The organism is Phaeobacter sp. HF9A (assembly GCF_011806385.1).
In the GTDB taxonomy this organism is placed as follows: Bacteria; Pseudomonadota; Alphaproteobacteria; order Rhodobacterales; family Rhodobacteraceae; genus Epibacterium.
This window is the reverse complement of sequence record NZ_JAATOX010000044.1, coordinates 19,906-30,631: the sequence shown is the minus strand read 5'-3', so window position 1 is coordinate 30,631 and position 10,726 is coordinate 19,906. Positions and strand designations below refer to the sequence as shown.

Sequence of the window (10,726 nt, the reverse complement as noted above, 5' to 3'; positions counted from 1 at the left end):
GGATGACCCCCGCCCAGAAACTGAGAACGGCCGCGTAAATTCTACGACCAAGTCCCCGCAGAAACGGGGGGATTACCCGGCCATCCGGAAATGGATGACCTTCTACAACCACCAGCGCCCGCACTCAGCCCTCGGCGGCAAGCCACCGGCGCTGGTCTACTGGCAGAGAAATGATATCAACCAACCCGATCAGCAGGTGCAACGAGTAGCTTAAATTACGCCAGATCCTGTCCAAGAGATGGGGAGTAGCTCATTTATAGACGCGCATCGCCAGCAACACCCCGTTCGCGTTCTCTGCAAAATGCTGAGCGTTCATCCAAGCGGTTTCTATGCATGGATTAAGGAACCGTTAAGCCATCGTGCGCTTGAAGATCAGCATCAGACCAAGCTGGTGATGAAGGCGTGGAACGACAGCGGCAAGGTTTATGGCTACCGCAAAATCCACGACGACCTGATCGACATGGGCGAGGCAGTGTCAGATAACCGCGTTGCCCGTTTGGCCCGCCTTGCAGGCATTCAGGCGCAGATCGGCTACAAGAAGAAACCCGGCGTTTATGGTGGAAAGCCCTCTGTCGTCGTGGACAACACGCTGGATCGAGAGTTCGCCGTCGGCGCGCCGGATCGTGCTTGGGTGACGGATATCACCTATCTGCGGACGCACGAAGGCTTCGCGTATCTCTGCGTGGTCATTGATCTGTTCTCGCGGCGTGCCGTCGGTTGGGCCGTCCAGTCGCGCCAAACATCAGAACTGGCAGTGCAGGCATTGCTGATGGCGATCTGGCGGCGAAAGCCCAGGCCCGGCCTGTTGATCCACTCAGATCAAGGCGCGCAATTCACCAGCCGCGAATGGGCCGCGTTCCTGCGCGAACACAACCTCGAACATTCAATGAGCCGCAGGGGGAATTGCCATGACAACGCGGTGGCAGAAAGCTTCTTTCAACTCTTGAAGCGCGAGAAGGTCAGGCGGCGGAAATATCGCACACGCGAAGAAGCCCGACGGGATGTCTTTGAATACATCGAGTTGTTCTACAACCCGAAGCGCAAGCACACGAACAACGGCATGCTGTCGCCCGTTGACTTCGAAGAAAGACAGCGCAAACTGAAAAAGGCAGGTGTCTAGGAAACTAGGGGCACCTCAGACACATCATGGCGACACTGGTTCTGGCAGCAGCAGGCTCTGCGATTGGCGGCGCGATCGGTGGCTCCGTTGCGGGGCTGTCGACGGCGATCATTGGCCGCGCGGTGGGGGCGACGCTTGGCCGGGCGATTGACGAGCGGCTATTGGGCAGCGGCAGCGCCGCGGTCGACACCGGCAAGGTGGATCGCTTCCGCCTGACCAATGCCAGCGATGGCGAGCCGATGGCGCAGGTCTTTGGCCGTATGCGCATGGGCGGCCAGGTGATCTGGGCGACCGAGTTTGTCGAGACCGCCAGCACCACCTCGCAGGGCGGCAAGGGCACCACCCCCAGCCGCACCACCACCAGCTATAGCTACACGCTGTCGATGGCGGTGGCGATCTGCGCGGGCGAGATTTGCCGCGTCTCGCGGATCTGGGCTGATGGCGAGGAAATCGGTCTCTCCGACCTCAATATGACGCTCTACACCGGCAGCAGGGATCAGCAGCCCGACCCGCTGATGGAGGCGGTGGAGGGCGCGGGCGAGGTGCCCGCCTATCGCGGCACCGCCTATGTGGTGTTTGAAAACCTCGATCTGGAACGCTTTGGCAATCGGGTGCCGCAGTTCTCCTTTGAGGTGCTGCGCGCCGAACAGCCTGACGGCGGTGACTACGCGTCGGATCTGGCGCAGATTGTGCCGGGCGTAGCGCTGATCCCGGGCACCGGCGAATACAGCCTTGCCACCAGCCCGGTCTATTTGCAGCATGGCCCGGGCGACAATCAGGCGATGAACCTCAACCAGATCTCCGGGCAGAGCGACCTTGTGACCTCGGCGCAGGCGCTGAGCGAGGAGCTGCCGCAGGCGCAGGCGGTCTCTCTGGTGGTCTGCTGGTTCGGCGATGATCTGCGCTGCGGCGACTGTCTGATCAAGCCGAAGGTGGAGCAGACCCAGGCGGATGGCTCCATGCCCTGGGTGGTCAGCGATCTGGCGCGCGCGGATGCCGAACAGGTGATCCTGGAGGAGGGCGCGCCGCTCTATGGGGGCACCCCGGCGGATGCGGCGGTGATCGAGGGTATTCGTCACCTCAACGAGACCGGAAAATCGGTGATGTTCTACCCGTTCATCCTGATGGAGCAGCAGGCGGGCAACACGCTGCCCGACCCCTATAGCGATGCGATCGGCCAGCCGGTTCTGCCCTGGCGCGGGCGCATCACGCTCTCCAAAGGTCCGGGATGGCCCGGCAGCCCCGATGGCAGCGCGCTGGCGGATGCGGAGGTCGCGGATTTTCTCGGCGCGGCGCAGGCCAGCGATTTCACCATCTCCGACGGTACGGTGAGCTATACCGGCGACCCATCTGATTGGGGCTTTCGCCGCTTTATCCTGCACTACGCGGCGCTTTGTGCGGCGGCGGGCGGGGTGGAATCCTTCTGCGTCGGCTCCGAGCTGCGCGGGCTGACCCGGATCCGGGGAGCCACTGGCTTTCCCTTTGTGGAGGCGCTGCGCGATCTTGTCGGCGAGGTGCGCAGCCTGCTTGGGCCGGAGGTCAAGCTCGGCTATGCGGCGGATTGGTCGGAATACTGGGGCTATCAAACGCCGGAGGGGGATCGGATCTTTCATCTTGATCCGCTCTGGGCGGAGGAGGAGCTGGATTTTGTCGGCATCGACAATTACATGCCGCTCAGCGATTGGCGGGACGGGCAGGATCATCTGGACGCGCAGACCTGGCCCGACATCTATACGCTCGACTACCTTGCCAGCAATATCGAGGGCGGCGAGGGGTTTGACTGGTATTACCACTCGCCCGAGGCGGCGGCGGCGCAGATCCGCACGCCGATCACCGATGGCGGCTTTGGCGAGCCCTGGATCTATCGCTACAAGGACATCCGCAGCTGGTGGTCCTATCCGCATCACGACCGCATCGGTGGCGTGCGGGCGGCGGCGCCCACCGAACTGGGCTGCGCGGCGATCGACAAGGGCACCAACCAGCCCAATAAATTCCTCGACCCGAAAAGCTCGGAATCCAAACTGCCGAAATATTCCAACGGCTTGCGTGATGACCTGATCCAGCTGCAATATCTGCGCGCGCAGCTGACCTATTGGCGCGACCCGGCGCATAATCCCGTCTCGGTCGAATATGGCGCGTCGATGCTGGACATGGATCACGCCTATGTCTGGGCCTGGGACGCGCGCCCCTTTCCGGCTTTTCCCAATCGGGTGGACCTGTGGAGCGATGGCGACAATTACGCGCGCGGGCATTGGCTCAACGGGCGGGTCGGGCAGCGCACGCTGGCCTCTGTGGTGGCCGAGGTCTGCGCCCGCGCCGGGGTGCGGGAGATCGACGTCAGTGGCCTTTGGGGCATGGTGCGGGGCTATGCGCTTTATGATGTGGGCGAGGCGCGTGCGGCGCTGCAACCCCTGATGCTACGGCATGGGTTTGATGCGATCGAGCGCGACGGGCGGCTGGTGTTTCGCCTGCGCGACGGGCTGAACCCGCTGGCGCTGGAGGCGGCGGAGTTTGCCGTGCTCGACGAGATGGACGGCGAGCTGGAACAATCCCGGGTGCCGGAGGCGGAGCTGACCGGCCGCGTGCGCCTGCGCTTTATCGAGTGGGGCGGCAGCCATGACACGGTCGCCGAGGAAGCGGTGCTGCCCGATGAGGCCACCCATAGCGTCAGCCAAAACGAGCTGCCAATGGCGCTGACGCGGGCCGAGGGGCAGCAGGTGGTGCAGCGCTGGCTGGCCGAGGCGCGGATTTCGCGCGACAGCGCCCGGGTGGCCCTGCCGCCGTCGCGCGCCTTGCAGATCGGCGCCGGCGATGTGGTCGAGCTGCCGGATCAGGCGGGCGAGGGCGCCGCGCTTTATCGGGTGGACGGGGTGGAGCAGGGCGAGGCCCAGATCCTGGAGGCGGTGCGCATCGAGCCCGTGGTCTATGAGCCGCTGCGCGCCGAGGAGGTGCTGCCGCAAAGCGCCGCCTTTGCCGCGCCCACCCCGGTGCTGCCGCTGTTCCTCGATCTGCCATTGATGCGCGGCGAGGAGGTCCCCCATGCGCCGCATGTCTGCGCCTCGGCGCGGCAATGGCCCGGGGCGGTGGCGCTCTATGGCGCGGATCTGGGCGCCGAGTTCACGTTGCAAGAGCTCCTGCCCGCCCGCGCCACCGTGGGGATCACCAAGAGCGTGCTGGCGGCGGGGCCGGTGGGGTACTGGGATCGCGGCGCGGATCTGGAGGTCGAGCTGATTGGCGGCGCGCTGGACAGCGTCGGCCGGGCGGCTGTGCTGAACGGGGCCAACCGGCTGGCGATCGGCGATGGCAGCCCGGGCAATTGGGAGGTGATGCAATTCGCCGAGGCCGAGCTGATCGCGCCCAACCGCTATCTGATCCGCGACCGGCTGCGCGGCCAATACGGCAGCGACGGGCTGATGCCGCCGAGCTGGCCGATGGGGTCCTATGTGGTGCTGCTGGATGCGGCGGTGGAGCAGCTGGATCTGTCGATCTCGCAGCGGCGCAGCGCCCGGGACTATCGCTTTGGCCCGGCGCGACGGCCCTATGATGACCCGTCCTATGTGGCGCTCTCGGCGGCCTTTGACGGCAATGGTTTGCGCCCCTATGCGCCCGCGCATCTGCGCCAGACAGGTACGGTGGGTGGCGATGTGGCGCTGAGCTGGATCCGCCGCACCCGGATCGAGGGCGACAGCTGGGATCTGGAGGAGGTGCCCCTGGGCGAAGAGAGCGAAGCCTACCGCCTGCGGGTGCTCTCGGGCGGCGCGGTCCTGCGTGAAGAGCGGCTCACAAGCGCCAACTGGAGCTACAGCAGCGCCATGCAGGCCAGCGACGGGGTTAGCGCCGGGGATCTGGTGCAGGTGGCGCAGATCTCGGCGCGGTATGGCGCCGGGCTGGCGGCGGAGCTGGTGCTGGGCTGATGCGGCGGCCGGTGCTCTGGGAGGACCTGCGCAGCCTTGCACGGGCGCTACTGGCGCAGCCCGAGGAACGCCGTGCGGAACTCTGTCAGCAGATCCTGAAAGGCTCGGCGCGCGCCTTGCGCCAGGCGCAGGCCACCGGGCGCTGCCATCCGCGCTGGGGGGATGGATCGCTGGATGCGGCGGCGCGCTGCTTTCCGCTGGCGCCGGAGCCCTTTCCGGGTGATCCGGACTATGCCGCCTGCCTGCGCCGCGCCCTGCGGGCCATCGACAGGCCGATGAAACGATAAAAACGCCCCGCAAGCCAGGCGCTGCGGGGCGTTTCAATCATCTGATCTTGCTGTCAGATCGACGCGGGATGCGCGGATCAGGCCAGTTGCAGGTCGGTCGCGGATTCGCGGCCGTCACGGCCTGCCTGAATCTCGAAGGTCACCGCCTGGCCATCGGCCAGACCGGTCAGACCGGAGCGCTCCACAGCGGAGATGTGAACAAAAACGTCGCTGGAGCGACCTTCCACCTCGATAAAGCCGAAGCCTTTTGTGGAGTTGAACCATTTGACGGTCCCATTTGCCATTTCAAAGTTCCTTGTTTCATGTATCGCCCGCACCACGCGACGATCCGGCAGCTTAACGTCGAAAGCTGGTCGGGTAGGAACAGAACTTCGATAGGATAAGGTTGCGAGTCAGATTTTGCCGCGAAATCGGTTATCCTGCAAGTGGGATATCTTTGGTCCGCGCAAACCGGCGAAACGATGATCATCGACAGGAAACTTTGGATGTTTTTCATATTCTTGTCATTGATTGGGGTGATCACAGATTTGCGCTTGGCAATTCCTGCCTTAGATTACTAGGTTAGGACCCCTGAATGCCGGAATGAGCTGGCGTTTGATGACCCGGAGCTTGCGCGGAAGGCCGCGCCAGAAGGACCAAGCCGATGTTGGACACGCATAAGGCCATCAGGCAGATCGACCCCGTCTGGGGCCGGATCACCGAGGAAGCCGAAAAAGCCGTGCAGGCGCAACCCCTGATGGGTGGGCTCATTCACGCCTGTATCCTGCACCACAAGACGCTGGACAAGGCGCTGAGCTACCGGATCGCCGCCAAGCTCTGTTCCAACGAGATGTCGATGGTGATCCTGCGCGAGATCGTCGACAACGCCTATGAGGCGGAGCCGGGGCTTATCGACGCCGCCCGCGCCGATCTGATGGCGGTCTATGATCGCGACCCCGCCTGCCACCGCCTGTTGCAGCCGATTCTCTATTTCAAGGGCTATCAGGCGGTGCAGGCCTATCGCGTCGGGCATTTGCTCTGGACCCAAGGGGACTGGGATCTGGCCTATTTCTTCCAGATGCGGATTTCCGAGATTTTCGGCGTTGATATCCATCCGGCGGCGAAGATCGGCAAGGGCATCATGATCGACCACGCCCATTCCATCGTCATCGGCGAGACCGCCGTGGTGGGCGACAATGTGTCGATGCTGCATTCGGTCACCCTGGGCGGCACCGGCAAGGAAGAAGAGGACCGCCACCCCAAGATCGAGGATGGCGTGCTGATCGGCGCGGGGGCCAAGGTGCTGGGCAATATCCGCATCGGCCATTGCTCGCGTATCGCTGCGGGCTCGGTGGTGCTGCAAGAGGTGCCGCCCTGCAAGACCGTGGCCGGCGTGCCCGCCAAGATCGTCGGCGAGGCGGGATGCGATCAGCCTGCGGTGAGCATGAACCAGGTGCTGGGCGGGAAATAGGGCGGTTGTCGTCCTGCCTCGCTTGAGACAGCAAATGGATTGAACAAAAAGGCCGGACGTTGCGTCCGGCCTTTTTTCGTTTGTTCATTTGAAACCGATCTTGCTGGCTCAGGCGAGCATCGCCACCGGGTTTTCCAGGTTCTCGACGATGGCCTTCAACAGATCCGCGCCCATTGCGCCGTCGATGACGCGGTGGTCCACCGACATGGTGACGCTCATCACCGTGGCCACGGTGAGCTCGCCATCCTTGCCGACCACCGGTTTCTTGACACCGGACCCGACGGCGAGGATGCCCGCATGCGGCGGGTTCACGATGGCGTCGAAATTGTCGATGCCGAACATGCCGAGGTTGGAGATCGCAAAGGCGCCGCCCTGGTATTCATGCGGCGCGAGCTTGCGGTCGCGGGCGCGTTTGGCCAGGTCCTTCATCTCTGCCGAGAGGCTGGAGAGCGATTTCATATCCGCGTCTTGCAGCACCGGCGTGAACAGGCCGCCCTCGATGGCGACGGCCACCGCCACATCGGAGGCTTTCATTTTCAACACCCGGTCGCCGGCCCAGACCGCATTGGCATCCGGCACCTGTTGCAGTGCGTTGGCCACGGCCTTGATGATGAAGTCATTGACCGAGAGCTTGACGCCCCGGCTTTCCAGTTGCTTGTTCAGCTCGCCCCGGAATTTCAGCAGCGCATCCAGCTGGATGTCGCGGCGCAGGTAGAAATGCGGGATGGTCTGTTTCGCCTCGGACAGGCGCGCGGCGATGGTCTTGCGCATGCCGTCGAGTTTGACTTCCTCGAAGCTGCGGCCCTCGTACATCTTCGCGACCTGATCCGCCGAAGGCCCAGCGGGCGCGGCGGCGGCTGCCGGGGCAGGGGCGGCAGCGGCGGGTTTGGCTTCGGCCTCGGCCTTGGGCGCGGCGCTGGCGTTTTCCACGTCGGCCTTGATGATCCGACCGCGCGGGCCGGAGCCGGTGATGGCGCTCAGGTCCAACCCTTTGTCGGCGGCGATGCGACGCGCGAGGGGCGAGGCAAAGATGCGCGAGCCATCCGCGGCGGCGGGGGCTGCCGGAGCCGGGGTGGCGGAGGCAGCGGCTGCGTCGGACGCCGCCGGGGCGGCCTCCTTAGCCGCGTCAGCGGCAGGCGCCGCTTCCGGTTGCGCCGCCGATGTGGCGATATCATCCGCGCTTTCGCCGTCTTCCAGCAGCACTGCGATGGGGGTGTTGACCTTGACCCCTTCGGAGCCTTCGGCGATCAGGATCTTGCCGACGATCCCTTCGTCCACGGCTTCGAATTCCATGGTGGCCTTGTCGGTTTCGATCTCGGCAATCAGGTCGCCGGAGGAGACAGTGTCGCCCTCCTTGACCAGCCATTTCGCCAGCGTGCCTTCCTCCATGGTGGGAGAGAGGGCGGGCATCAGAATTTCAGTGGGCATTCTTGCTCTCCCTTACCGATAGGTCACTTGTTTCACCGCTTCGATCACCTCGTCGGTGGTGATCAGCGCGTGTTTTTCCAGGTTGGCGGCATAGGGCATCGGAACGTCCTTGCCGGTGCAGGTGATCACGGGGGCGTCGAGATAGTCAAACGCCTGCTGCATCACTTCCGACGCGATATAGCTGCCGACGGAGCCCTGCGGCCAGCCTTCCTCGACGGTGACGAGACGGTTGGTCTTCATCACCGATTTGATCACCGTTGGCAGATCCATCGGGCGCAGGGTGCGCAGGTCGATGACCTCGGCGTTGATGCCGTCGGCGGCCAGTTTCTCGGCTGCGTCCAGGGCATAGGTCATGCCGATGCCGAAGGACACGATGGTGACATCATCGCCCTTGCGCCAGATCTTGGCCTTACCAAACGGTACGGTGTAATCGTCGAGCTTGGGCACCTCGAAGGACTTGCCATAGAGGATCTCGTTCTCGAGGAAGATCACCGGGTTGTTGTCGCGGATGGCGGATTTCAGCAGACCTTTGGCGTCGGCGGCGGAGTAGGGCATCGCCACTTTAAGGCCTGGGATCTGCATGTACCAGGCGGCGTAGTCCTGGCTGTGTTGCGCGCCCACACGGGCGGCGGCGCCATTGGGGCCACGGAACACCATAGGCGCCCCCATCTGACCGCCGGACATATAGAGCGTCTTGGCGGCGGAGTTGATGATGTGGTCGATCGCCTGCATGGCGAAGTTGAAGGTCATGAACTCCACGATCGGACGCAGACCGCCAAAGGCGGCGCCGGTGGCGATCCCGGCAAAGCCATGCTCGGTGATCGGCGTATCAATCACCCGCTTGGCGCCGAATTCATCCAGCAGGCCCTGGGTGATCTTATAAGCGCCCTCGTATTCGGCGACTTCCTCGCCCATCACAAAGACGTTCTGATCGCCGCGCATCTCTTCGGCCATCGCATCACGCAGGGCCTCGCGCACGGTCTGGGTGACCAGCTCGGTGCCTTCGGGATAATCGGGGCTTTCGTCCACCTCGGGGGCGGTCTCGGGCGCGGCAGCAGCGGCAGCGGCTGCGGGCGCCGCAGGTGCCCCGGCCGGGGCCGCTTCCTCGCTCGCCGCAGGCACGCTGACGGCGGAGGCGTCATAGCTCTCGCCCTCTTCCAGCAGCACGGCGATCGGGGTGTTGACCTTCACGCCCTCAGAGCCTTCGTCAATCAGGATCTTGCCGATGATCCCTTCGTCGACGGCCTCGAATTCCATCGTGGCCTTGTCGGTTTCAATCTCGGCGAGGATATCGCCGGAACTCACTGTATCGCCTTCCTTCACCAGCCATTTGGCCAGGGTGCCTTCCTCCATGGTCGGCGACAGGGCGGGCATCAGAATCTCGGTTGCCATAGTCTAACTCTCTCTTCCCTTGTCCGTCTCAGGCGTAAATATCGGTCCAGAGCTCATCGAGCGCCGGTTCCGGGCTGGTCTTGGCAAATTCCGCCGATTTATTGACGATGTCCTTGATGTCCTTGTCGATCGCCTTGAGATCCTCTTCGGTCGCGTGTTTGCCGGTCAGCAGCATCTCGCGGATCTGCTCGATCGGGTCACGCTCCTCGCGCATCTTCTGCACTTCCTCGCGGGTGCGGTATTTCGCCGGATCCGACATCGAGTGGCCGCGATAGCGATAGGTTTTCACCTCGAGGATATAGGGGCCCTTGCCGGCGCGGCAGTGCGCAACGGCGCGCTCGCCCGCTTCCTTGACGGCCAGCACATTCATGCCGTCCACTTCCTCGCCCGCGATGCCATAAGCCTCGCCGCGTTTCCACAGGGCCGGAGATTTGGTGGAGCGTTTCACCGAGGTGCCCATGGCGTATTGGTTGTTCTCGATCACGAAGACCACCGGCAGATCCCAGAGCTGCGCCATGTTGTAGGTCTCATAGACCTGGCCCTGGTTGGCCGCGCCATCGCCGAAATAGGTGAAGGTCACCCGGCCATTTTCCAGGTATTTGTCGGCAAAGGCCAGACCGGCCCCCAGCGGCACCTGCGCGCCGACGATGCCGTGGCCGCCATAGAAATGTTTCTCCTTGGAGAACATATGCATGGAGCCGCCCTTGCCCTTGGAATAGCCGCCCTCGCGGCCGGTGAGCTCGGCCATCACCCCGTCGGGGTCCATGCCGCAGGCCAGCATGTGACCGTGGTCGCGGTAAGAGGTGACGCGCTTGTCGCCTTCCTCGGCGGCGGCTTCAAGCCCGACCACAACCGCTTCCTGTCCGATGTAGAGGTGACAAAAGCCGCCAATGAGACCCATGCCGTAAAGCTGACCGGCCTTTTCCTCGAATCGCCGGATCAACAGCATCTCTCGGTAGTATTTCGTCAGTTCTTCGGCGGAAATATTTGATTTCTGAGCGCTTTTTCTCACGGCCATGGTGGCTGGCTCCCCCTAAAGCTTAGGTAGTTTAACACTAAACTATCTCATAATGCATTTTCTACGTGCATGCGAGGGATAATATAGCGCAAAGCCGGAAATGGCCTGATTTCGCTT

General features: G+C 63.5%; 8 protein-coding genes and 1 pseudogene. 5 read left to right on the top strand and 4 right to left on the bottom strand.

The features are described 5' to 3' along the window. The 4 genes and pseudogenes from HCZ87_RS10075 to HCZ87_RS10060 form a co-directional block, all read left to right on the top strand. Positions 1–214, top strand: a 214-nt coding sequence (locus tag HCZ87_RS10075; protein WP_167643627.1) for an integrase core domain-containing protein, incomplete at its 5' end; no start/stop codon positions are given. Between the two features lie 36 nt (positions 215–250). After that, positions 251–1,120 (top strand): annotated as a pseudogene (locus HCZ87_RS10070) (IS3 family transposase); the annotation flags it as partial. Positions 1,121–1,146: 26 nt separating this feature from the next. Continuing rightward, on the top strand, positions 1,147–5,034 hold the full coding sequence (locus tag HCZ87_RS10065) for a glycoside hydrolase/phage tail family protein (RefSeq protein WP_167643626.1): 3,888 nt from the start codon (positions 1,147–1,149) through the stop codon (positions 5,032–5,034). Beyond that, positions 5,034–5,321 carry a hypothetical protein gene (locus HCZ87_RS10060; protein ID WP_167643625.1) on the top strand — a complete coding sequence of 96 codons (288 nt, stop codon included), beginning with the start codon at positions 5,034–5,036 and terminating at the stop codon, positions 5,319–5,321. The genes HCZ87_RS10065 and HCZ87_RS10060 overlap by 1 nt, the downstream gene beginning before the upstream one ends. A 77-nt stretch (positions 5,322–5,398) precedes the next feature. Here the strand turns inward: HCZ87_RS10060 and HCZ87_RS10055 are convergent, their stop codons facing one another. Beyond that, the gene (locus HCZ87_RS10055; RefSeq protein ID WP_167643624.1) at positions 5,399–5,605 is read right to left on the bottom strand and encodes a cold-shock protein; all 207 of its coding nucleotides are present in this window, start codon (positions 5,603–5,605) and stop codon (positions 5,399–5,401) included. A gap of 359 nt (positions 5,606–5,964) precedes the next feature. Here HCZ87_RS10055 and cysE point away from each other — a divergent pair, with 359 nt between their 5' ends. After that, on the top strand, positions 5,965–6,771 hold the full coding sequence (gene cysE, locus HCZ87_RS10050) for a serine O-acetyltransferase (RefSeq protein WP_167643623.1): 807 nt from the start codon (positions 5,965–5,967) through the stop codon (positions 6,769–6,771). A gap of 108 nt (positions 6,772–6,879) precedes the next feature. Here the strand turns inward: cysE and HCZ87_RS10045 are convergent, their stop codons facing one another. The 3 genes from HCZ87_RS10045 to pdhA are packed head-to-tail and all read right to left on the bottom strand — an operon-like array spanning position 6,880 to position 10,609. Next, positions 6,880–8,199, bottom strand: coding sequence for a pyruvate dehydrogenase complex dihydrolipoamide acetyltransferase (locus HCZ87_RS10045; protein WP_167643622.1), 1,320 nt, complete (start codon positions 8,197–8,199; stop codon positions 6,880–6,882). A gap of 12 nt (positions 8,200–8,211) precedes the next feature. Then, positions 8,212–9,591: a pyruvate dehydrogenase complex E1 component subunit beta gene (locus tag HCZ87_RS10040; protein ID WP_167643621.1), complete on the bottom strand. Its 1,380-nt coding sequence runs from the start codon at positions 9,589–9,591 to the stop codon at positions 8,212–8,214. Positions 9,592–9,619: 28 nt separating this feature from the next. Next, positions 9,620–10,609 carry a pyruvate dehydrogenase (acetyl-transferring) E1 component subunit alpha gene (gene pdhA / locus HCZ87_RS10035; RefSeq protein WP_167643620.1) on the bottom strand — a complete coding sequence of 330 codons (990 nt, stop codon included), beginning with the start codon at positions 10,607–10,609 and terminating at the stop codon, positions 9,620–9,622. Between the last annotated feature and the right edge of the window lie 117 nt (positions 10,610–10,726).

Bases quoted from the DNA above. Each gene is read 5' to 3' on its own strand.
- HCZ87_RS10065 (WP_167643626.1), top strand. From the start codon at position 1,147: ATGGCGACACTGGTTCTGGCAGCAGCAGGCTCTGCGATTGGCGGCGCG.
- HCZ87_RS10060 (WP_167643625.1), top strand. From the start codon at position 5,034: ATGCGGCGGCCGGTGCTCTGGGAGGACCTGCGCAGCCTTGCACGGGCG.
- HCZ87_RS10055 (WP_167643624.1), bottom strand. From the start codon at position 5,605: ATGGCAAATGGGACCGTCAAATGGTTCAACTCCACAAAAGGCTTCGGC.
- cysE (WP_167643623.1), top strand. From the start codon at position 5,965: ATGTTGGACACGCATAAGGCCATCAGGCAGATCGACCCCGTCTGGGGC.
- HCZ87_RS10045 (WP_167643622.1), bottom strand. From the start codon at position 8,199: ATGCCCACTGAAATTCTGATGCCCGCCCTCTCTCCCACCATGGAGGAA.
- HCZ87_RS10040 (WP_167643621.1), bottom strand. From the start codon at position 9,591: ATGGCAACCGAGATTCTGATGCCCGCCCTGTCGCCGACCATGGAGGAA.
- pdhA (WP_167643620.1), bottom strand. From the start codon at position 10,609: ATGGCCGTGAGAAAAAGCGCTCAGAAATCAAATATTTCCGCCGAAGAA.